Here is a 21,998-nt window from a genome sequence, read left to right on the forward strand (position 1 = left end):
GTCAATCATACCAAGCCGAGATAACTTGCCAACTCCCGCGCGGCGACACCACCTGCCCTGTTTGCACCGATGGTCGAGGCAGATGGGCCATAACCAACAAGATGAATACGGGGATCGGCGGCCACCTGTGTTGCAAGGCGTCCAGTCATGAGAATACCGGCTTCTGCATTGCGCAATTGCAGCGGGGCAAGATGGTCAAGCGAACTGCGAAATCCTGTGCACCACAAAATAACATCAAAGGATTGTTCACTTCCATCGTCCCACCGAACACCTGTTTCCGTGATTTCGCTGAACATGGACAAACGGTTGAGCACACCGCGAGCGCGTGCCGCTTCAATGGCCGGCGTCAACGGCAGCCCCGTTACTGAAACGACCGATCCAGGTGGCAAGCCCCGGCGTACCCTTTCCTCAACCAAAGCCACGGCAGCACGGCCCAACTCCGGTGTAAACGGACCTTCCCGGAAAGCAGGTTCTTTGCGCGTGACCCATACGGTTTCCGTCACACGCGATATCTCGTCCAGAAGCTGCACAGCCGAGATACCCGCGCCGACGACAAGAACACGTTTGCCCTTGAAGGCGTCAGCTGTCTGATAATCCCGCGTGTGAAGTTGCTGGCCTTTGAAAAGCTCCGCACCCGGATAGGGTGGGATATAAGGAGACTCCCATGTGCCGGTCGCGTTGATGATCCCGCGTGCCGAATAGTTGCCCCGATCTGTCTCCACACGAAGCCGTTCGCCACGATCGCAAACGACTTTCACGGCCACAGGACGGTGCACCGGAAGATCGAAGGCTTCCTCATAGGCGCGGTAATATTGTGGGACGGCAACCGATGCACGCACCTCGCCATTGGTCGTTTCGACAATATCCTCGAACTTCATGCCTGGGAGATCGTGAATGGCGTTGGCAGTCTGGAGAGTTAGCGAAGGCCAGCGGAATTGCCAGGCTCCGCCCGGCCCTGCGGCCTTGTCCAGAACCACGAATTGCCGTTCGCCTGCGAGACCAAGCTTATTCAGATGATAGGCCGACGAGAGTCCCGCCTGCCCGGCTCCAATAACCACAATGTCGACCTTGCGGGCGACTTTCACGTGGCCATTATCGGCTGGCTGCTGATCGACGGACTGTATATCTGACATGATGCGCTATAGGCTTCCGAAATATGATTTGTGTCCGTAGATAGGGATCGAACGGCGGCGTCGAAAGCCCACCTATCCTACCATCGCAGCCGAGCGCAGTCTTTTATTGCGCCCCTCCCAAACACTCACGACCAGCATGATAACCGTCGTCAATATGCCCATTTCCAATAGATCGGCCATATAGCCGACAGGGATCGCTGCCAGTAGAGCCAAAACACCAAAGGCGTGTGACGTGGGAATAACGCCATAGACAACCTTCTTGTAGATGGCGCTGCCAATCAGATAGATCGCCGGTCCTGCGACAAGAACAAGAACGTAAGCAGTCTTCAACGGATCATGCGGATGGGCCATGACAAGATCGTTTCCAACTGCCGTTGCGATAATCCCGGCCACCAGAATGGCGTGAACATAGTGGAAATATGCGCCAATCCGTCCAGGATCAGTGGAGTGGGTGATCGTATCTGTCGCATCCTTGCTGGAGGTGCCAAAGTAGAGCCACCACATGGCAAGCGTCCCGAGAAAAGTGGCCAGCAGCGCCGACATGAGGGCCAAATTCCAGACTTCAGCATTTGCAAGGGTTGCCCCGGTAGCCAAAACCGTTTCGCCAAGTGCCACGATTACGAACAACTGGCAACGCTCCGCCAGATGTCCGCCTTCAATGGTCCAATCACTGGTGTGAGAGCGTCCGAGACCCGGTAGCGCAAAGCCGAACATCGGCGATAAATATTCGCAAAGCACAGCAATAAGCCACAACACCATACGGGCTTCATGCTCGACGAAACAACCGGCTATCCAGAAGACAGCGGAAATAGTGAGCCAACCGAGCATACGCCTGTAATTGGCGGCAAGTGGATGGTCCTGCCCCAGAACAAACACGATATAGGCTGTTTTGCCGACCTGAATCGCCACATAGGCCAGAGCAAATATCCAGCCTTTGTCAGCGAAAGCACCGGGGATGGACGATGCCATCACCAAACCGAGCAGCATGACGCAGAACAAAAGGCTGCGTATCTGCGGCGTTTCCGGGTTGAACCAGTTTGTCACCCAGCAGGTATATTGCCAGCCGAGCCATACTGCGAACCAGAGGATCAGCGTTTCGACAACACCGGTGAGCGTCAGATTATGCAGAAGTTCATGACTGAGCTGCGTAACCGCGAAAACATAGACCAGATCGAAGAACAATTCCTCGAATGTCACCCGAGCATGGTGCCCGTCTCTTTGTCTCAAAAGCGGATGTGAAGCGACGGCAGAAGCTGAATTCATGCGAATGTACCTTCCCCTCAGACGGCAAGCATTCAATGCCACTGTCCGGCAGCTTAGCCCGCAGTCGATCAGCCGTATATCCGAATGTGCTGATTTCCACTTAAAGAAGTCAGTGTCGTCTTATTTCCCGCCGAACGTGTTACCTGCTTCGAGCCATGCATCGATACCGTCCGCCGCCGCGCGGCCCATCGCGAAACAGGCAGTCAGGAGATAGCCGCCAGTTGGAGCCTCCCAGTCGATCATTTCTCCGACAACGAAAATGCCGGGTAGCTTCGGCAGCATGTAGTTCTTGTCGATTTCATGCCAACGAATACCGCCTGCCGACGAAATCGCTTCATCCAGCGGGCGCGGGCGGAGCAGTGGAATGGAAATAGCCTTGATCGTGGCGGCCAGCGCTTCCGGACTTCTGTCGCGGGTGAACTCGGTCACCAGAGCAGCTTTTACACCCGTCAGACCTGCAGCCTTGCGCAACAGATTGCCAAAGCTCAGCTTTGTATCCTGCCGGGCAATATCACTTTCCAGTCGCTCCGTAGTTCGTCCGGGAACAAGATCGAGCGTCAGAAACGCCTTCCCGTTTTCTTGCAAGCTATCGCGCAGAGCTGCGGAATGCGCATAGATGAGACTACCCTCAACCCCACCGCGTGTAATGACAAACTCGCCCTGTGTCGCGCCTGCATGGGAAGTTGCGATAACAGACTTCACCGGTTCACCGGCGAAGCGTTCAGCAAAGAAGTCGCTCCAGGCAACGTCAAAACCGCAATTTGCGGGTTGAAACGGCGCTATATCGATTGACCTTCGCTGAAACTCATTGATCCAGAGGCCGTTGGAACCGAGCTTCGGCCAGCTTCCGCCACCAAAAGCAAAGAGCGCAGCATCGCATGTAATCGTCTGAACACCGTCGGGGTTCTCGATCTTGAGACTATTGCCCTCGAAGCCAATCCAGCGATGTCGGGTGAGAATGCGAACGCCCTGATCTTCCAGACGTTTTCCCCAAGCCCGCAAAAGCGGAGACGCTTTCATCGCTTTGGGAAAGACACGACCGGATGAGCCGACAAATGTCTCGGCACCCAATTCATCCGCCCAGGCACGTAATTCGGTCGGGCCGAAAGCCGTCAAGGCTGGCAATATACGGTCAATGCTTGAGCCGAAGCGTTTCGCGAAAGTTGCAAAATCTTCCGAATGCGTAATGTTCAGCCCTGACTTTCCGGCAAGCAGGAACTTGCGGCCAACTGTCGGCATCTGCTCGTAGACCGTCACGCGATAGCCTCGCGCTGACAGTCTTTCGGCGGCCATCAGACCAGATGGCCCGCCTCCGAGAATGGCAATATTGCCTTCAGGCATCACGGTATCAGCCTCGCCGAAGTATTAATCCTGCTTCTCCAGCATTTCCTTAACTGTGGTCGCCAACTGCTTGAGTGAGAATGGCTTTGGCAGGAATCCGAACTTGGCATCAGCTGGAAGATTGCGTGCAAAGGCATCCTCCGCGTAACCCGACACGAAGATGAATTTGATATCAGGATACGTCTTGCGAAGCTCACGCAGCAGTGTCGGACCATCCATTTCCGGCATGACGACATCCGATACGACGATATCCACCTCGCCGCCAAGCTCTGCCATGACTTCAAGCGCTTCGACACCGGAAGCCGCTTCGTGGACTGTATAACCGCGTGACTGGAGTGCGCGTACGCCGCCCATACGGACCGCGTCTTCGTCTTCCACCAGGAGAACGGTCGCGGAACCGGAAAGATCGATTGCTTTCTCGACCTTCTTTTCCTTCACGACAACCGGAGCATCGTCGGCGCGTTTTTCCTCGATGAGGCGTGGCAGGAAGATCTTAAACGTCGTGCCTTTTCCAACCTCGGAATCACAATAGATGAAGCCACCGGTCTGTTTGATGATCCCGTAGACCATCGACAGCCCAAGACCCGTACCCTTGCCCACTTCCTTCGTCGTGAAGAACGGCTCGAAAATCTTTTCGAGCACATCCGCAGGAATGCCCGTCCCGGTGTCTTCCACTTCGAAGACCACATAGTCCGCTTCCGGAAGATCGCGATAATGCAGCTTTGCGACTTCCTGCGTCGACACGTTACGGGTACGCAACGTGATTTCGCCGCCGTCCGGCATGGCATCACGTGCATTGACCGCGAGATTGACGGCAACCTGTTCGAACTGTCCGAGATCGGCCTTGACCGGCCAGAGATCACGTCCATGATCGATCTTCAGCTCTATATCCTTGCCGACAAGGCGAGCCAGAAGCATACGCAGATCTGCAAGAACGTCGGTCAGGTCGAGCACTTCCGGACGAAGCGTCTGACGGCGCGAGAAGGCCAACAACTGGCGCACGAGCGAGGCCGCGCGATTGGCGTTCTGCTTGATGTTCATAATGTCCGGGAACGACGGATCGGATGCGCGATGGTTGGTCAGCAGCAGGTCCGACGACATGATGATCGCCGTCAGAACGTTGTTGAAGTCGTGCGCAATACCACCTGCAAGCTGGCCGACAGCCTGCATCTTCTGGCTCTGCGCCATCTGGTTTTCGAGGGCTTTCTGCTCGGTTGTTTCGACAGCCGAGATAATCGCCGCTTCTTCGGCACGCTCGCCGCCCAGATCAGTGACAGGGCTCATATAAAAGCGGATGTGCCGCTCTTCGTTGCCCGGCAACACCGTATCAACAGGCGAAATGCTTGCCTGTCCTGCAAAGGCTGCGGCAAGCGCTCTGTTGAAGGTCTCGCGATCGCGTTCATGCACGACGATTTCAAGCTTCGCATTGCCGTCAATCGCATCACGATCGACAACAGGAGCGAAAATATCGAGGAAGCGCGCATTGGTGCGCAGTATATGTCCGGCAGAATCAACCGCAGCGATGGCCATCGGAGCCGAGTTGAAGAAACGCGTGAAGCGCACTTCTGCGGAGCGCAGCGCCATTGATGAATCCTCGCCCTCCGCACGATCCAGAACGATGGTACGGCTCGTACCGCGCGTTCCATCACGCGCAGCCTGGACACGGTGATAGAAGCGAACGGCGAGGCTCTGTCCGTTCCGCTTGATGAGATCAAGATCGATGACGGTGTTGCGGCTTGTGCCCGGCTCGGCTTTCACCGCCTTGATGAGCGCCATTCCGCTGCCTGCCACTATATCGTTGAGTGTCAACGATCCCGGTGTGAACTGGGTCAGATCGACACCAAGCCACTCTGCAAGCGTCGCATTGAGGTAGATGATCCGGCCGGAAGGGTCGGCAGAAAAGAACCCAGCTGGCGCGTGATCGAGGTGATTGATCGCTTCCTGCAGCTCTTGAAAGAATCGCTCCTGCTCCGCACGCTCGTCAGAAATATCGGCAATCTGCCACGCGACGAACGGGCTTTTGAATTCGTGTCCGGCTTCAACGGGACGCGCCTTGATGCGATACCAGACAGGCGCCAGCGAGCCATGCCCTTCACGGGAAAGGCCGCCGGAAAGACGCACTTCCTCCTGTGCCGACAGACCATCGCGAACGGCATTCGTCAGACGGTATATGGCATCGGATGCCGCGGGTTCTGCCGTCAATACATTATCGAGCGAACGGACTCCTTCGGCATTCGCAACACCAGTCATGACGGCATAAGCCTGATTGGCATAAACGATCTGGCCGCGCGCGTCGGAAATGACAGTCCCTTCCGGCTGCGAATCCATGAAGGAATGAGCGAGGTCCTGTTCACCGTTCTTCTGGCTGAATTGAATGAGACCCGTTGCTGCGCCGAAAAGGTAGAATACGCCGACCATCGACAGAATGCCCATAAGAACGAGGGCGAATCCATCTCCAAGCTGGTCGCGGAACACAAAATAGGCGATTGCGGCGACCGTAAGCAGAATACCGACGATCAGCAGGCGAAGAGCTCCGCTGCGATTGCGCTTGGGCATTACGAGCGGTTTCGGGTAAGCGTTGTCCGTCTGTCGCGACATCAAGCCTGCTGCCCTTTCATGTTGCGTGGCCGAGCACCAACAGGCATCCGGGTGCCCCGGGTGCCATGCATTTTTTCGATCAGCCAAGACGTCATTTCAATCATCCGCATATCCGATTTTCTCGAATGCACTTTTCCGCACAGTTCAGCTCTCACGTGGGAACGCGCAGCCAATATGTCAGGGTATATCCGATTCGCAGAATGCTTTAATCGGCGAGCAGTACAAGCATTGCTGCACTGAAACGGTGCAAATTGGACTTTTTTGCACCGTTTTGCCTGGGGATCATATATTTCTCGCATTTCCAAGAAACATTCCCAAGGCTTAGAAATTCAACTACTGTACCAATCATGTGATGATGCGGAGTGCCGGGGGAAGCGCAGTCTCCATTCGTCGCAGGTTTTTCGTTTATTGTATAAGAGGGTATCCGCATGAAGGAATGGCTCAGCGGCATCGTTGGAGAGAGTGCGGCTAATATTGTTGGCTTCATCCTAATATTTGCGATCATTCTTGGCGGAATTTTCGTTGTTCTCAGTATCATTCGCCGTTTCAGCGGAGGTACTTTCGTTTCCAACGGGCGTACGCGACAGCCGCGCCTTTCGGTGATGGACGCAGCAGCAGTCGACAGCCGACGCAAGCTCGTGCTCATTCGCCGCGACGACGTGGAACATCTCCTGCTCATCGGTGGGCCAACCGATGTTGTGGTGGAACAGAATATTGTCATGGAATCGCGGGCTCATGCGCGTGTGCAAGCTTCACGCATCGAGCCTGAACATATCGAACGCTTCAAGCAGCACGAAGCAACCCTGACCAATGACAAGGCGGAGCGCCCTGCTCTCTCACTGCAAACACCGCAGGCCGAAGAGAAGGACGAAGCGATCCAGATCACCTCCGCAATCGAAGCACCGGTCTACCGCAAGCCTGAGCCAGCACGAGAAGAGCCGGTCCAGCAGGCTGCTGCACCTGTTCGCGTGCCGCCGCAGGCGCCGACAGCACCAATCCCGCCGCGACCACCTGTCGAGCAGAAATCCGCTCAACCACCCCAACCACGGCCTCAACCGCGCCCGGCGCCGAACTATCCGCCGCAGCCACGCACCGTATTGCCGCCCCGCCCCGCGCAAGCACAGCCGCAGTCAACACGTGCACATCCGGCCTATCCATTGAGCCAGGTTTCGCGCGGCGTTCTGAGTTCAACCTCGTCCGGTGCGACCGCCACTGCAGCCGGTGTTGCCGCCGCCGCATCGGTTGCTTCAGCAAATCTTGGCAGCATCGTCCCCGAGCGTGAAACAACGGTTGCGGATAAGTCTCCTTCGGTCGATGTAACCGGACCTACAGTCTCTTCGACTGCAGCTCCGGCATTCAGCGCCTCTTCGGAACCGGAGCGCGTCGAGCCGGAAATCGTGGTTGCCGAGTCAAAGCCTGTAGAAACAGAAGCCGTAGCAGTAGAAACGCCGAGCGATAACCTGGCCGATCTCGGCGGTGCGTTGCACGAAGCAATCGCTGCAGACGTCAATTCGGAGAGCGCCGCCAGCGCTGACGCCAAGGACGCGATCTCATTCGATACCGAATTCTTCGAAAATGAGCTTCTAAGCTCACTTGATATTTCCGCAACGGACGACGTTGTCGAAGACAAGGCGAAGGATGATATCGAAGATGAAATGGAAAAGCTTCTCGGTGAATTGACCAAGGATGAAATTCGCAGAAGCTGAGCTTCCGGCCAAAACTTGTCTCGATACAAAGAAAATAGGCTGCGGAAACCGCAGCCTATAAATTTTTCAAACCGTCTCGAAGCTTAGTCGTCGCGATAGACTTTCTCACGACGCTCATGGCGCTCCTGCGCTTCGATAGATAGCGTAGCGATTGGACGCGCATCAAGCCGCTTCAAGCTGATAGGTTCTCCCGTTTCCTCGCAGAAGCCGTATGTTCCTTCATCAATGCGGCTCAATGCTGCGTCGATTTTGGAGATCAATTTGCGCTGTCTGTCGCGAGCACGTAGCTCAATTGCCCGATCCGTTTCGGAGGATGCCCTGTCCGCCAGGTCCGGGTGGTTTGCATTTTCCTGCTGTAGCGCCTCAAGCGTTTCACGCGCTTCTCGCAGAATATCATTCTTCCACGCGACCAGTTTCGCGCGGAAGTAAGACTTCTGCCGCTCATTCATGAACGGCTCGTCTTCAGTGGGCCTATAGTCAAGGTCAATCAATTCACTCATTCTGAATTACCCCACATCTAGGAGACGCGAGCGGTTATATAGTTCCATAGCAACAAGGACACAACATCAAACAACCGTATCCCACTACTTTTTAGTGCATCAATTTTGTATGATTTTGCATCAAAATTATGCAATTCAAAACTGCACGCAAAAAATTGCTCTTTGGACTTTCAGAATAACTTCAATCAATTGCCAATAAAGTGGGTATATTTTCCAGTCACTGTCACCATCAACCTATGGAAGCATAATCAGCCTAATAATTAGGCATGTGGCACCTGTAAATAATGCTGACAGACATCAAAAAATCGGGAGAATGGACCACCGGAGCGCTCAATTGCGCTCGAAATATGGTCGAAAATGCTCACAAAACACAGCTTGGAACGTTACAGATGAGTCGTTTGCTTCTCCTTAGACATGCTAAAGCCGTGTGGGCGAAACCTGGAATGAAGGATTTTGACCGCCCTCTTGATCAGGAAGGCAAAGCTTCGCTCGACCGGCTTGCAAGGACGATGAAGTCAATCGATCTGTATCCTGATCGGGTGGTTCTTTCCGGTTCGTGTAGAACGCGAGAAACCGCGTTCGGCATTATTGAACGTCTGGGTATCGAGGTCGAAACCATCATCGACGATACGATCTATAGCGGCGGCGCGGCTGACTACATGCAAGCCATACGTGAACATGGCGATGTGCCGACGCTGTTGCTCGTGGGACACAATCCCAGCATAGAGGATCTGGCGCTGGCCTTATGTGGCGATGGCAACAAGGATGGCCTCTTGAAGCTCCGTGCAGGTTTTCCCACTGCCGCACTGGCAAATATTACATTTCCTGCTTCACTGGGCGAACTCGAACGTGGAGCAGGCTATCTCGAAAGCTTCATACTACCCCAGTAGATTTTCCGTAAGTGCACCAACATTCCTTGCCAAGACCGCTGACGCAACCCTATCTATACCGCTGACAGATCATTGAATTCGGCGAGGATTAATTGGCTAAGCTGACAAGTATTGGCGACGAAGCGAAGATCGCACTGGATACGCTGGCAGATCGTGCGACCGGGCTTTTGTCTCCATCATTGCGGCTCGGTGTGACTGGTTTGTCGCGTGCCGGAAAAACGGTCTTCATCACGGCTCTCGTTCACAACATGCTGCATGGCGGCAGGCTTCCGATGTTCGAGGCCTATAAATCGGGCCGCATTTCACGTGCGCTGCTCGAACCGCAGCCCGATGATGCAGTCCCCCGCTTTCAATATGAAGAGCATCTGTCGGCTTTGATCGATGAGCGTATCTGGCCGGACTCCACGCGCGCCATCTCGCAATTGCGCCTGACAATCGAATATGAATCCGCTTCTGCCTGGGGGCGCTGGCTGTCACCGGGCAAGCTTTCGGTCGATATTGTGGATTATCCCGGAGAATGGCTGCTGGATCTGCCTTTGCTGGGCAAATCCTATGCGGAGTTCAGCGCGGATTCCTTTGCTCTGGCCCATGAACCGACGCACAAGGATCTGGCTCAGGATTGGATCATCGAAGCTTCACTCGTCACCCCTTCCGAAAAGGCAGACGAACTGACTGCCCAGCGTCTGGCCAAGAGTTTTACGGCTTATTTGCGTGCAGGCAAAGCGGATGAGCGTGCATTATCGACCTTGCCGCCAGGGCGTTTCCTGATGCCGGGCGATCTCGAGGGTTCACCGGCACTGACATTTGCCCCGCTTCCCGACCTGAAACCGGACGATCTGAAGGCCGGTTCTCTGGGCGCAATGATGGAGCGGCGCTACGAAGCCTATAAAACCTATGTCATCAAGCCCTTCTTTCGCGAACATATTGCGCGGCTCGACCGGCAAATTGTGCTTATCGACGCCATGCAGGCAATGAATGCTGGTGGCGCGGTCGTTGCCGACCTCGAACGTGCACTCACCGATATCCTGTCCTGCTTCCGACCGGGACGCTCTAACCTGCTAACCGGGCTGATCCAGCGACGGATCGGCCGGATTCTCGTGGCTGCAACGAAGGCCGACCATCTGCATCATGAAAGTCATGACCGTCTGCAAGCCATCGTGCGCCGTCTCGTGGAGCGGGCTATAGAGCGCGCCGATTTTTCCGGCGCAGATATTGATGTCCTCGCAATGGCTGCCGTGCGCGCCACGCGCGAGGCAACCGTTACACAAGGTAAGGAAACTCTGCCCGTCATCGTCGGCACACCATTGAAGGGTGAAAAAATCGATGGTGAAGTGTTCGATGGTGAAACCGAAACAGCTATATTTCCCGGCGACTTACCGAAGAATCCCAATGCGATATTTGAAAAATCCTTTGCGCAGGATGACCCAGCCATTCGTTTCGTCCGTTTCCGGCCGCCCCGGCTTGAACGTACTGCCGAAGGCATCACGTTGTCCCTGCCCCACATAAGGCTGGATCGTGCCTTGCAGTTTCTGATTGGGGATCGTCTCGCATGACAGAGAAGACACCACGCAAACCAGCTTCCTTTACGGTAAGCCAGTCCTCTAACCGCCCCGAAGCAGCGGATGAAGCACCACGTCGCCCTCGTGCAGTGCGAGACCTTGATGTTGTTGTTGCCCAACCAGATGTTTTTGCATTGAGCGAAGAAGAGGCAGCAGAGCTGGAAATCCTCGATCCGTCGTTTGAAGCGCCCGAACGCAAGGGCTGGTCGCTCAGCAGAATACTTTTCGGTGCACTCGGTATCCTTGTTTCATTCGCCATCGGCATCTGGACCGAAGACCTTATCCGAGCGCTATTTTCCCGCGCGGATTGGCTGGGCTGGACGGCTCTTGGTGTTGCGATAATTGCGCTTGCCGCCTTTATCGCCATCGTCGTTCGTGAACTGGTCGCATTACGCCGCCTCGCGTCCGTGCAGCACCTTCGCAAGGACGCCGCAGATGCAGCAGAACGCGACGATATGGCCGCGGCCAGAAAGGCAGTGGACGCCTTGCGCTCAATTGCGGCGGGCTTGCCGGAGACGGCACGCGGACGACAGCTTCTGGACGGTCTGACAGACGATATCATTGACGGCCGAAACCTGATCCAGCTTGCCGAAACAGAAATCCTTCGCCCTCTCGACCGTGAAGCACGCACACTTATTCTGAATGCTTCAAAGCGGGTTTCGATTGTCACGGCAATCAGCCCGCGTGCGCTGGTCGATATCGGTTACGTCATTTTTGAATCAGCTCGGCTGATCCGCCGACTGTCACAACTTTACGGTGGTCGTCCTGGCACGCTGGGCTTTCTGAAACTTGCCCGCCGGGTCATTGCCCATCTGGCCGTGACAGGAACGCTGGCCATGGGGGACAGCGTGATCCAGCAGCTCGTCGGCCATGGTCTTGCGTCCCGGTTATCGGCCAAGCTCGGTGAAGGCGTCGTCAACGGACTCATGACGGCGCGCATCGGGATTGCCGCCATGGATGTGGTGCGTCCGTTTCCATTCAATGCGGAAAAACGCCCCGGCATCGGCGACTTTATCGGCGATCTCGTGAAGATCAACGGCGAACGACCGGATAAAAAGCATCCCGGAAAATAGCGGTTTATTTCCGAAGCATTAACCATTCGCGACGATTATGGATAGATAGAAATCTGCGCCAGAATCGAGCGACCAGGTGTATCGGCACACTCCCCTGAACCGTGCCCTTCTCTGTCAATCGGCTTATGGCAACGTCGGCAAATCCGACGGTTTGCGAGGCGCGGCCAGCTTTTGGTCGTGACATGCTGGAAAACAACGATTAGGAATGACGTCCGATCAAGGTCGTGAATCCGGGACAGAGCTGAATATGAAGAATTGCATCGCCGCCTGCCTGACGCTGCTGCCCGTGTCATTTTCCGCTGCGCCGGTTCTGGCCGCTGACAAGGACAAACAGTTCTTTCAAACGATCGAAGGCCAATGGTCAGGCCCGGGTGAAATCGTCGCCGGGAAATACAAAGGCACGAAGTTCGTGTGCAATCTCGCCGGGTCGACCCCGGATGAAGATATTGGCATGACACTCGACGGCACCTGCCGCGTCGGTGTCTTTTCGCAGCCGATGAAGGCCACCGTCACGCGTGTCGGATCCGCTTATTCCGGCAAATTCAATGATGGCGCAGCGGGCAAAGGCCTTGATGTCACGTCGGGTTCCGTCAGTGGAAACAAGGTTGTTTTCGGCCTGAACCGCAAGCAGCTCAATGGTGCGATGCTGGCACGTGTCTCCGATCCGAACACGATGAACGTGACGGTTTCGGTGCGGGTCGACAAAGAACTGGTTCCGGTCATCGGCATGAGCCTGAAGCGCGTCGATAATATCGCTGTCGGCAGTATCGCCAAGAACTGACCGGAACGCTATTCACGCCACCAGCCCGCATCCGTGCGGGCTTTTTCTATTCCGGATCGCTCTATCCCGGCATTCCAGTCCGCAACGGCCTTGCCTGCAATTTCGAGAGACGATGCAATATCGTTCAGGGGCACGAGGACGAAAGCCCGCTCGTGCATACGCGGATGCGGAAGCTCGAGAGCAGCATCCGTCATGACGACAGCCTCTCCCGCATCATCCTGCATTGCCAGTATGTCGATATCGATGATGCGCGGGCCCCATCTTTCAAGCCTGACACGCTTCAAAGAACGCTCCACATCAAGGCAGGTCGCAATCAACTCCAATGGCTGCAACGACGTTTCTATCTCTGCACAGGCATTGTGAAACCACGCCTGATCCGTCTTCCCCCATGGCGGCGTGCGATAGACTGCCGAAACCGCAACGACATCCGTGTCGGCTCGTTCGTCCAATATACGCAACGCCTTGCCCATCGAAGCGACAGGATCATCGATGTTTCCGCCAAGCCCCAGCCAGGCGCGATAATGTCTGCCTGTAGTCACTGCGGATAAACCACCGTCACTTCAACATGGTCCAATACGCCCGGAACAGGTGCATTCGGCTTGCGGACGGTAATTTCTGCGCGCTTTACCTGCGGAAACCGGGCGGTCATTGCCTTGGCCACGTCGAGAGCCAGCGTTTCGATCAGATAGCGCTGACGACCGGTGATAATGTCTTCAATAACCGCAAAAGCGATACCGTAATGCACAGTACCATCGATATCGTCGTTCTCCAGCGCATTACCCGGATCGACATCGAGAATAGCATCGACGTAAAAACGCTGACCGAGCTTGTGCTCTTCATCGAAAACGCCGTGGTGCGCGAAAAACGCGCAGTTCATCATTCGGATCGTGTACACGGCTTTACTTTCTATTTTCACTGCGTCTGGATTGCAGGATATCATCTGCAACGGCAAGTGCATCTCTATTAAAAGCGACATTGTGAACACGGAAGATGTCGGCACCTGCCAAACGCAGTGCGACAGACGTTGCCGCAGTTCCTATGTCGCGGTCGAGCGGATTGTCCCTGCCCGTCATGCCGCCGATAAAGCGTTTGCGCGACGTGCCGACGAGCAACGGAAATCCGAATTTCTGCAATTCGCCTGCTCTCGCCAGCAGCGCAATATCCTCATCCTTGTTCTTGCCGAAACCAAAACCGGGATCGAGTACGATGCGGGTTTCTTCAATGCCTGCCTTTTTCGCTATGTCCAGTGAAGCATTCAGGAACGAGAACTGGTCCTCGATGACATCAGCAAGAACGGGTCGATCCCTGCTGGTATGCATGATGACCAGCCCTGCGCCGCTCCTTTTGGCGACATGAGCGATTTCTGGTTCTCGTTGTAGTCCCCAGACATCATTGACGATATGTGCCCCGGCATTGACTGCCGCCTGCGCTGTTGCTGCGCGGTAAGTGTCGATGGAGATGATGCAATCGTATTTTTTCACCAATGCTTCGATGACCGGGACAACGCGCGCGATTTCCGTTTCGGAATCGATCGCAGCAGCTCCGGGCCGGGTCGATTCTCCGCCAACATCAATGATCGTCGCTCCATCAGCGAGCATCTGACCGGCCACTTCGACGGCCCTTTCCAGCTCATTGTGGTGGCCGCCATCGGAAAATGAGTCTGGCGTGACATTCAATATGCCCATGATCACGGACTTTTCCCCCAGACGAAGGCTTCTTCCATGAGCAACGTGCCATTCTTTCGTCATAGCGAAATGTTCCTGTGTCATTTCCTTGGGCTGTTTACTTGGGGCATTTCATTGCGGCGAGGTTGCAACCAACCTCGCCTGAAGTCATTTTGTGAAGGGCGTTATAGTTCTCTTGACGATTGCATGCCATGCTCGCGGCAATAAAAAGCGAATTTCTTACTGGTTTTAGAAAGAGGTGCCAGGACATGAATTTGAGGAAAAAGGTTCTGGCTCTCAGTGCAGTTCTTGCCATCGTAGCTCCCCAGGCGGAAGCCGCCGCGATCTTTCGCGAATTCAGCTACTATACCGTGAGCGGCAAAACGGCAGCGGACCTCGACAAGGCTCTTTCCCGCAATGGACCCTTCCTCAAGAAGACTGGTCAGCATCATCCCGGTGCCGCTGAAATCCGTTTCGATGCGAAGGTACGTTATGGTCGCGCGCCCGGGAAAGCCTGCAAGGTGCAGGACGTCTATGTAAACGTTCACGCAAAGGTCTCCCTGCCCCGCTGGAAACAGCGCCGCAAGGCCACGCCGGAACTGGCGCTGATCTGGGATACTCTGTTGCAGGATATTCGCCGCCACGAAGAGAGCCACATCGTCATTGCCCGCAGCTTTGCAAGCCAGATGGAACGGGAAATACGCGGACTGCGCACCCGCACGGATTGCTCTGTGCTTCGCGCTGACATCGACAAAGTGACTGCACGCCTTATGGAAGCGCACGATAAGGAGCAACAACGGTTTGACCGGGTTGAGACGATCAATTTCGAAAACCGCTTTGCGCGCTTGCTGACTTATCGCATGGAGCGCGCCCAGCAGGCTTCCAAATAACAGTAGTGCCGAACTATCTCAATTCGCGGCGTATAGCCTGCGTCATCAATGCTGCTTCATGGAACCCTGACAGGATGAGTTTCAGCTTGCCCGGATAGTGGCAAGCATCGCCGATAGCGTAGATCTTCGGACTTGAAGTTCTGAAGGTCTCGGGACTAACAGCCAGCATGTTGCCCGTCTTGATTAAGGAAACTTCGGCCAGAGGGTCGGGACGGATAACCTGTCCATCGAGACCGAAAGCACCAAGACCAGATGCAATCACCGCTGTCCGTGCTTCAAGCTTGTCGCCATTGCTAGTGTCAACAGCCACGCCGTCATCATCGACCGCGATTCTGACCGCGATCTTGTTGAAATGAAAAACAGGATTATATGGCGCGATCTGCTTGAGAAGCCTTTCGACAAGCTCCTCACCCATGATTTCAGGAAACCCGGGCACGTCGTAAATCGGCTTGTCGGCATAGAGTGCCGTACATTGACCGCCGGGCCGATCACTGGCATCGATGAGATGGCACCTGAAACCGAACAGCCCCAGCTGAAAAACGGAAAAGAGTGCAACAGGCCCGCAGCCGATAATGACAATATCATTCTGCGGTTCGGCGCCCATCACATCACCATCTCTTTTAAAACTTAATTCTGGCGTTCGGGCACCTGCACGACAAGGCCGTCAATATCGTCAGAAACCCGGATCTGACACGAGAGGCGTGAAGTAGGACGAACTTCATAAGCGAAGTCCAGCATGTCCTCTTCCATCGCGTCAGGCCCGCCGACAGTGTCCGTCCAGTCTTCATCAACATAGACATGGCAGGTTGCGCAGGCGCAGGCACCGCCACATTCCGCATCAATGCCCGGAATGCCATTGCGAATGGCAGCTTCCATCACGCTTGACCCGTTGTCGGCTTCGACTTCGGTCCGTGTCGCGCCATCAGCTGATACGAATACGATCTTCGTCATTTTTATTCCTTGAAACACGCAAGTTTCGCGCGATCTTCATCCTGAGCGCCCGTCACTGCCTTGGCAGGGAAACGCAAATAAACTCGGAATGGCAGATACGGCGTTCTGCAATTAGTTTCAACCTTGACCGCGCCCGCGCCTACAACTGCGCCAATATGCCGTGCATCGACGACGAGTTTCACTACCTGATAAACCCGACAGTTGCGCCCAAAATCCAAAAACTCTTCCTTGCCGTCTGCGGAAACTGCATCATATGATGTGAATTGAGGGACGGTTAGGAATGACGGACAGAATCCAGCGCTCCAGTGGATGCAATCATGAAATGAAATTCATTCATCCGGACACTCTATACGGGTATTTTTGTTAATAAACTCGTAGAGCTTTCCTGGATGAAGGATACGGTCCGGATCGATTTCCACAACTTGCTGGTAAATGCGGAAAGCCCGGAAATGTCGAATTTTCATGAATTGAGCCGATTTCCGTTAACCTTGTATTTAAAGTTTTAGGTATCGGCAGAAGAGGCCTATTTCCTTAACAAGCCCGAGCCGATACGATGCAAAATGGCGGAGAAAGTTTTGTAACGGCCTTTTTATGGTCCGGCCGTCGCAGTAATGAGTACGAGGTAGGCAAACAATGGCTTCCAAATCCAAGGCACAGAAGCTCGACCTTGAGGTTGAAAAGGCGCTGGAACAGGCACTCGATATCGATTTCGGTGATGATCTTGATATCGACATGGACTTGAGTGCGTTCGATGAAGGCTTCTCCGTCGATGATCTGGAAGAACAGATTTCGCGCGCGGCTGAAGAACTTGTTGCTGAGCAGAAGACCAAGACGGTAGAGCCCGTTGCCGTTTCCCCTGTGGAAACTGCTGCAAAAGTGGCCACCATCACCACTGCCTCGGTGATTGCAACGCCTGCAGCGCCGCCGGTCCCGCCGGTTGTGAAAGCTGCCGGACCAGTTTCGCAAGGTACGGCCAACGTTCAGCACAAGCCGGCCAACACTTCGAAGGTCGCAACGCCAGCGCCCGAACCTGTTGTCAGCAAGCCTGTTTCCGCTGCACCTGTTGCAACCGCTGCACCTGTTGCATCCCCTACCTTCACGCCGGCCAATGACGATTCCCGAAGTGAAAAAGCGATTATCGCCGCTCCACGCCGTGCGACGGAAAATTCCTCTAAGCTTTTCTGGACGACAACTGCAATCAGCGTGCTCTGGGCCGCTGGCGGCGTCGCCCTGAGCAAAGCCATCAATCCTGATGTCTTTTCGACCCTGCAAGCCACCAAGGACTTCTTCACCTCGCCCGCCGGCCTCGGCGTCGTTGCGGGTGTAGCATTGCCGGTAGCCATGTTCTGGGGCTTCGCGCAACTCGTAAAGCGCGCGCAGGAAATGCATACGGCAGCACGCAGCATGTCGGAAGCTGCAATGCGCCTGCTCCAGCCGGAAGCCGTATCCGGTGATCGCGTTTCTACCCTCGGACAGGCAGTACGCCGCGAAGTCGCCGCCATGAACGAAGGCATCGAACGCACCTTGGCTCGTGCCGTCGAGCTGGAAACGCTCGTTCAGTCCGAAGTCAATCAGCTTGAGCGTGCTTATAGCGACAATGAAGTTCGCATTCGTTCGCTCGTCAGCGATCTGGGCAACGAGCGTGAAGCTGTTGTCAGCCATGCCGAACGGGTACGTTCATCGATCTCCGGTGCGCATGAGCAGCTTAAGGAAGAACTTTCCAGCGCGTCCAACATCATCCGCGACAATGTACTGTCTGCCTCGCAGCAGCTGAGCACCCTGCTCGGCGAATCCGGTGAACGCCTGATCGGCAGCATCAATGAAAGCGGCGGCGCCATTGCCGAAGCCATTGAAACCCGCACCGGTGACATCGGTTCCCGCATCACGACTTCGGGCGAAGCTTTTGCAAACCTGCTCGATACCCGCATTGCAACGCTTGATGAACAGTCGCGCACTGTATCGGACCGCCTGACGGAAGCTCTGGACGAACGCACAACCGGTATTGCCAATCTGCTTGGCGGTGCAACGCAATCCATGGTCAGCGAATTCGACACCCGTCTTGCAAACCTCGAAAGCACCCTTTCCGAGCGTGGCCGGTCGCTTCTGTCCGAATTCGAAGCCCGTGCGCATGCTCTCGACAGCAGCACTGAGAAGCTCAATGCAGCTCTCGAAACCCGTTCGCGCCAGATCAACGAAAACCTCATCGCTCGTACTCGTGAAATCGCAGAGACCTTCTCCAGCGGTCGCACGTCTCTGAGCACGATGATCGACGAAACCAAGACAAAGATCGGCGAAGATCTGACATCTATCGGCGAAAGCGTCGGCAATATTCTTGGCGAAAAGGCCGATGCCTTTGCAGGCAAGCTTGCCGAAAGCCGTGATGTTCTGGCTGCTTCGCTGGAAGGCGAAACGGAACGCGTTTCCTCCGTCATCCGCGGTCATGCCGATACGCTTGCTGCACGCACGAGCGATATCGAGAATGCCGTTAACGTCAGCGCATCTGCCCTCAACACCGTTGCCGATAGTCATGCGGCAATTCTGGAAGAGCGGACCAACGCACTGCGCGAGACAATAGCAAGCCATTCCGCACTGCTTGATGCAAGCTTTGCAGACCACGCTCGTTCGCTGGAAGAGCGCGCCACCACGCTTCATGGTGTCATTGCGGGCAATCAAGCCATGCTTGCTCAACTGATGGATGAGCGTGCCGCCGCAATGCGCGATAACTTCAACGAAAACCGTGAGGTTCTCGCTCGCACTTTCGATGAGCGCGTAAATTCGCTACAGGCGCTCATCACTGATAATCAGAACACGCTCGCACGCATTCTCGATGAACGTGCAAGCAGCATGACTGATTCCATTGGTGCCGGTCGCGATGCATTTGTTGCCGCCTTGGGCGAACATGTTCGTCAGGTCGAAGAGCGCACGAGCGGCCTTCATAACGTCCTGAACGATCACAACAATGCCCTCTCAGGCATTCTGGACGGTCACGAGCGCACAATTGAAACGCGTGCTGCCGAAATCCGCTCGACCCTGAGTGAGAGCACGACATCGCTGAGCCAGACGCTGCAGGATCACAGCGATATCCTGGAGCAGCGCACGACCAACCTTCACAATGCAATTGCCGACAGCAGTTCGACCATCAGCCGCGCATTTGAAGGCCAGACCGGCATTATCGAAGAACGCACACAGACGATGGAAAAGGCACTCACCATCGGCGTCGACAATGTCCGCCGTGCACTCGAACAGAGCGCTGGCATCGTTGCTGGCACGCTGCGCGAGAAGATCGGTGAAGCCGCGAGCACGCTTTCGGCTGAAGCAGCCAAGGCTGGTGAAGCTCTGGATGGCTTCGGCGAAGCATTCAGCGCTCGCCTGATCGATAATCTGTCTGGCACGGAAGCACGTCTCGGCGACCGCGCCGACGCGATTGCCGGTCGTCTTGGTGAGATCGAAAGCCGCCTCACCGGCGAGCTTGGCTCAATCGAAGCCCGCATCGCCAACACGGCAAGCAGAACCAGCGAAACGCTTGCTGGTCACAGCGAAGCCTTCGCTGCAAGCGTCGCCGACAACCTTGCTGGCACCGAAACGCGCCTCAATGAACGCGCCAGCGCTATTGCCAGCGGTCTTGAAGCAATCGAAAGCCGCCTCACCGGCGAACTTAGCTCGATTGAAGCGCGGATTGCCGATACGGCTTCCAAGACGAGTGAAACGCTTGCAGGCCATAGCGAGTCCTTCTCGGCCAGCGTTGCCGACAATCTCGCTGGCACCGAAACGCGCCTCGCTGAGCGTGCTGACGCGATTGCAACCCGTCTCGGTGATATCGGCTCGCGCATCACGATGGAACTCGGTTCCGTCGAGGCTCGTATTGCACAGGTAACCGACACGACTGCGGTGACGCTGGAAGAACGTACTCGTGAGCTCAATGCCGTTCTCGCTGCCCGTTCGCAGGAAATCACCAAGATCCTCAACGATACGGCAGAACCGCTTGTACAGCGGCTTGCTGATAGCGGTCGTGGACTGGCGCAGCAGCTTGAAGAAGCAACCCATGCCGCAACAGACAGGCTTCGTTCGGAAAACGCCGCTCTGGTCAATGCGCTTGCAAGCCGCACAGCGGAAACGATTGCCGCTGTTCAGCAGGCCAAGACCGGTCTTTCCGACAATGTCAGCGAACTGATCGATCGTCTTGCAGCCTCCAACGGCGAACTGGGCAAGTTGATCGACACTGCAACGCGCAATCTCACCGATATCGATGGTCGCCTTGTCGACACGACCTCGAGCTTCGTTGAAAACACCAACCGTGCAGCGCAGATGTTCCAGGCCTCCACTGGCCTGATTGACGGCAATATCGGTACGCTGCGCGCTATCTCCGACAGCACGCTGTCGCAGATCGCAGACATCGCCGACCGCTTCGAAGAGCACGGAAAGGTTCTCTCTTCGGCTTCCGACATGATCAACACGGCGCAGAACGGCCTTGTCAGCACGCTTGAAGATCGTCATCAGGCGCTCGACAAACTGGCATCCGGTCTCGTCGAGAAGTCGGAAGGCGTGGAAAAGCTGATGCAGTCCTTCGAAGGGCTGGTGACCTCCGCATTCCAGCGCGCCGAAGGCCAGACCCGTTCGTCTGCCGAGAAGATGCGGGAAAGCGTTTCGGAAATCGTTGAACAGGCAGCACAGAAGTTCTCTGCAGCAACCGACGATATTCGCCGCACTGCAAGCGAAATTCGCAACGAGCTCAACACGACCCGTGGCGAACTGAAGCGTGGCGTTCTCGACATGCCTGCCGAGGCCAAGGAAACAACGACCGCTATGCGCAAAGCCGTGAGCGAGCAGATCAATGCGCTCAAGGAACTGGCCGAAATCGTCAATAAGTCCGGTCGTCTGGTAGATGTCGGCGAAAGCCGTGCTGATCGCCCGGTTTCGCGTCCGGCACCGGCAGCAGCTCGTCCAGCCCCTGTTCAGGCACCAGTGGTACAGGCAGATGTTGCAATTCGCCAGCGCGCCTACGAAGCGCCGAAGGCTCAGCCTGCACCGGCAGCCGCACAGGCAGAAAAGCCGCGTGGATGGGTGTCTGATCTCCTGGCCCGTGCTTCCCGCGAGGAAGAAGAAGCCGCGCAGCCGAAAGTACAGCCGGTCGCAACGCCTCGTTCACCAAGCCATGTCGTTGAATCGCTGAACTCGCTTTCGGTGGACATTGCCCGCGCTATCGACCACGAAGCTTCGGTGGAGCTTTGGGACCGTTATCGTCGCGGTGAACGAAACGTCTTTACTCGCCGTCTCTACACGCTGAAGGGTCAGCAGACTTTTGATGATATCAAGCGCAAGTATCAGACGGATGGTGAATTCCGCCGCGCCGTCGACCGCTACATGGACGACTTCCAGCGTCTGCTTGAAGATGTAGCCCGCAACGACCGTGACAACATGGTGACGCGGACTTACCTCACCTCGGACACTGGCAAGGTCTACACCATGCTTGCCCACGCAAGCGGTCGCCTTCGCTAAGACCAGAACTAAAAGGAAACGCGGCCTTCGGGCCGCGTTTTTGTTTGTCTGGCTCGGATTAAACCGGCTGGTTCCGTTCAATAAAAAAGGTCGGCGCAACACGCCGACCTTTTTTATTGTTCCACCTTGCCTCGGTTGGAGTGCATCTCGAAA

At 55.6% G+C, this 21,998-nt stretch carries 17 protein-coding genes; 7 read left to right on the forward strand and 10 right to left on the reverse strand.

Annotated features, from left to right (window positions below):
* Window positions 1-5: 5 nt before the first annotated feature.
* The 4 genes from KWJ32_RS17410 to KWJ32_RS17425 form a co-directional block, all read right to left on the reverse strand.
* The gene (locus KWJ32_RS17410; protein WP_012092027.1) at window positions 6-1,133 is read right to left on the reverse strand and encodes an NAD(P)-binding domain-containing protein; all 1,128 of its coding nucleotides are present in this window, start codon (window positions 1,131-1,133) and stop codon (window positions 6-8) included.
* 72 nt (window positions 1,134-1,205) lie between these two features.
* Window positions 1,206-2,396 (reverse strand): low temperature requirement protein A, encoded by a 1,191-nt coding sequence (locus KWJ32_RS17415; RefSeq protein ID WP_012092026.1) that lies wholly within the window; start codon window positions 2,394-2,396, stop codon window positions 1,206-1,208.
* Window positions 2,397-2,516: 120 nt separating this feature from the next.
* A complete protein-coding gene (locus KWJ32_RS17420) occupies window positions 2,517-3,737 on the reverse strand; it encodes a TIGR03862 family flavoprotein (RefSeq protein ID WP_012092025.1) in 1,221 nt (406 codons plus the stop codon).
* 24 nt (window positions 3,738-3,761) lie between these two features.
* Window positions 3,762-6,335 (reverse strand): PAS domain-containing sensor histidine kinase, encoded by a 2,574-nt coding sequence (locus KWJ32_RS17425; RefSeq protein ID WP_012092024.1) that lies wholly within the window; start codon window positions 6,333-6,335, stop codon window positions 3,762-3,764.
* Between the two features lie 428 nt (window positions 6,336-6,763).
* Here KWJ32_RS17425 and KWJ32_RS17430 point away from each other — a divergent pair, with 428 nt between their 5' ends.
* The gene (locus KWJ32_RS17430) at window positions 6,764-8,041 is read left to right on the forward strand and encodes a flagellar biosynthetic protein FliO (protein ID WP_012092023.1); all 1,278 of its coding nucleotides are present in this window, start codon (window positions 6,764-6,766) and stop codon (window positions 8,039-8,041) included.
* 83 nt (window positions 8,042-8,124) lie between these two features.
* Here KWJ32_RS17430 and dksA read toward each other — a convergent pair whose 3' ends face one another.
* Window positions 8,125-8,541, reverse strand: coding sequence for an RNA polymerase-binding protein DksA (gene dksA, locus KWJ32_RS17435; protein WP_010660068.1), 417 nt, complete (start codon window positions 8,539-8,541; stop codon window positions 8,125-8,127).
* A gap of 389 nt (window positions 8,542-8,930) precedes the next feature.
* Between dksA and KWJ32_RS17440 the strand changes: the two genes are divergently transcribed.
* The 4 genes from KWJ32_RS17440 to KWJ32_RS17455 all read left to right on the forward strand — a co-directional run bounded on the left by KWJ32_RS17440 (window position 8,931) and on the right by KWJ32_RS17455 (window position 12,844).
* On the forward strand, window positions 8,931-9,431 hold the full coding sequence (locus KWJ32_RS17440; protein ID WP_040130128.1) for a histidine phosphatase family protein: 501 nt from the start codon (window positions 8,931-8,933) through the stop codon (window positions 9,429-9,431).
* 92 nt (window positions 9,432-9,523) lie between these two features.
* Entirely contained in the window at window positions 9,524-10,984 is a 1,461-nt protein-coding gene (locus KWJ32_RS17445) for a YcjX family protein (RefSeq protein ID WP_012092021.1), read from the forward strand.
* Entirely contained in the window at window positions 10,981-12,063 is a 1,083-nt protein-coding gene (locus KWJ32_RS17450; protein ID WP_029924775.1) for a TIGR01620 family protein, read from the forward strand. Before KWJ32_RS17445 ends, KWJ32_RS17450 begins: the two co-directional genes overlap by 4 nt.
* 247 nt (window positions 12,064-12,310) lie before the next feature.
* Window positions 12,311-12,844, forward strand: coding sequence for a hypothetical protein (locus KWJ32_RS17455; protein ID WP_012092019.1), 534 nt, complete (start codon window positions 12,311-12,313; stop codon window positions 12,842-12,844).
* An 8-nt stretch (window positions 12,845-12,852) separates the two neighbouring features.
* On the opposite strand, the gene folK is transcribed toward KWJ32_RS17455, so the two are convergent.
* The 3 genes from folK to folP form a co-directional block, all read right to left on the reverse strand.
* Window positions 12,853-13,314: a 2-amino-4-hydroxy-6-hydroxymethyldihydropteridine diphosphokinase gene (gene folK / locus KWJ32_RS17460; RefSeq protein ID WP_231771486.1), complete on the reverse strand. Its 462-nt coding sequence runs from the start codon at window positions 13,312-13,314 to the stop codon at window positions 12,853-12,855.
* 65 nt (window positions 13,315-13,379) lie between these two features.
* A complete protein-coding gene (gene folB / locus KWJ32_RS17465; protein ID WP_010660062.1) occupies window positions 13,380-13,739 on the reverse strand; it encodes a dihydroneopterin aldolase in 360 nt (119 codons plus the stop codon).
* A gap of 4 nt (window positions 13,740-13,743) precedes the next feature.
* Window positions 13,744-14,592, reverse strand: coding sequence for a dihydropteroate synthase (folP, locus tag KWJ32_RS17470; protein ID WP_012092017.1), 849 nt, complete (start codon window positions 14,590-14,592; stop codon window positions 13,744-13,746).
* A gap of 185 nt (window positions 14,593-14,777) precedes the next feature.
* Here folP and KWJ32_RS17475 point away from each other — a divergent pair, with 185 nt between their 5' ends.
* The gene (locus KWJ32_RS17475) at window positions 14,778-15,398 is read left to right on the forward strand and encodes a DUF922 domain-containing protein (RefSeq protein WP_012092016.1); all 621 of its coding nucleotides are present in this window, start codon (window positions 14,778-14,780) and stop codon (window positions 15,396-15,398) included.
* 13 nt (window positions 15,399-15,411) lie between these two features.
* Here KWJ32_RS17475 and KWJ32_RS17480 read toward each other — a convergent pair whose 3' ends face one another.
* Together KWJ32_RS17480 and KWJ32_RS17485 are read right to left on the reverse strand one after the other, a co-directional pair.
* Window positions 15,412-16,002, reverse strand: a complete 591-nt coding sequence (locus KWJ32_RS17480) for a thioredoxin reductase (protein WP_012092015.1) — start codon at window positions 16,000-16,002, stop codon at window positions 15,412-15,414.
* A 23-nt stretch (window positions 16,003-16,025) separates the two neighbouring features.
* Entirely contained in the window at window positions 16,026-16,349 is a 324-nt protein-coding gene (locus KWJ32_RS17485; protein ID WP_010660058.1) for a 2Fe-2S iron-sulfur cluster-binding protein, read from the reverse strand.
* Between the two features lie 633 nt (window positions 16,350-16,982).
* Between KWJ32_RS17485 and KWJ32_RS17490 the strand changes: the two genes are divergently transcribed.
* Window positions 16,983-21,845 carry a kinesin gene (locus KWJ32_RS17490; protein WP_040129272.1) on the forward strand — a complete coding sequence of 1,621 codons (4,863 nt, stop codon included), beginning with the start codon at window positions 16,983-16,985 and terminating at the stop codon, window positions 21,843-21,845.
* Window positions 21,846-21,998: the final 153 nt, after the last annotated feature.

The sequence above is a fragment of the Ochrobactrum sp. BTU2 genome (assembly GCF_024539785.1).
In the GTDB taxonomy this organism is placed as follows: Bacteria; Pseudomonadota; Alphaproteobacteria; order Rhizobiales; family Rhizobiaceae; genus Brucella; species Brucella anthropi.

Bases quoted from the DNA above. Each gene is read 5' to 3' on its own strand.
- KWJ32_RS17425 (WP_012092024.1), bottom strand. From the start codon at position 6,335: ATGTCGCGACAGACGGACAACGCTTACCCGAAACCGCTCGTAATGCCC.
- KWJ32_RS17430 (WP_012092023.1), top strand. From the start codon at position 6,764: ATGAAGGAATGGCTCAGCGGCATCGTTGGAGAGAGTGCGGCTAATATT.
- KWJ32_RS17455 (WP_012092019.1), top strand. From the start codon at position 12,311: ATGAAGAATTGCATCGCCGCCTGCCTGACGCTGCTGCCCGTGTCATTT.
- KWJ32_RS17410 (WP_012092027.1), bottom strand. From the start codon at position 1,133: ATGTCAGATATACAGTCCGTCGATCAGCAGCCAGCCGATAATGGCCAC.
- KWJ32_RS17480 (WP_012092015.1), bottom strand. From the start codon at position 16,002: ATGGGCGCCGAACCGCAGAATGATATTGTCATTATCGGCTGCGGGCCT.
- KWJ32_RS17475 (WP_012092016.1), top strand. From the start codon at position 14,778: ATGAATTTGAGGAAAAAGGTTCTGGCTCTCAGTGCAGTTCTTGCCATC.
- folK (WP_231771486.1), bottom strand. From the start codon at position 13,314: ATGGGCAAGGCGTTGCGTATATTGGACGAACGAGCCGACACGGATGTC.
- KWJ32_RS17415 (WP_012092026.1), bottom strand. From the start codon at position 2,396: ATGAATTCAGCTTCTGCCGTCGCTTCACATCCGCTTTTGAGACAAAGA.
- folP (WP_012092017.1), bottom strand. From the start codon at position 14,592: ATGACGAAAGAATGGCACGTTGCTCATGGAAGAAGCCTTCGTCTGGGG.
- KWJ32_RS17490 (WP_040129272.1), top strand. From the start codon at position 16,983: ATGGCTTCCAAATCCAAGGCACAGAAGCTCGACCTTGAGGTTGAAAAG.
- KWJ32_RS17440 (WP_040130128.1), top strand. From the start codon at position 8,931: ATGAGTCGTTTGCTTCTCCTTAGACATGCTAAAGCCGTGTGGGCGAAA.
- KWJ32_RS17450 (WP_029924775.1), top strand. From the start codon at position 10,981: ATGACAGAGAAGACACCACGCAAACCAGCTTCCTTTACGGTAAGCCAG.
- KWJ32_RS17420 (WP_012092025.1), bottom strand. From the start codon at position 3,737: ATGCCTGAAGGCAATATTGCCATTCTCGGAGGCGGGCCATCTGGTCTG.
- dksA (WP_010660068.1), bottom strand. From the start codon at position 8,541: ATGAGTGAATTGATTGACCTTGACTATAGGCCCACTGAAGACGAGCCG.
- KWJ32_RS17485 (WP_010660058.1), bottom strand. From the start codon at position 16,349: ATGACGAAGATCGTATTCGTATCAGCTGATGGCGCGACACGGACCGAA.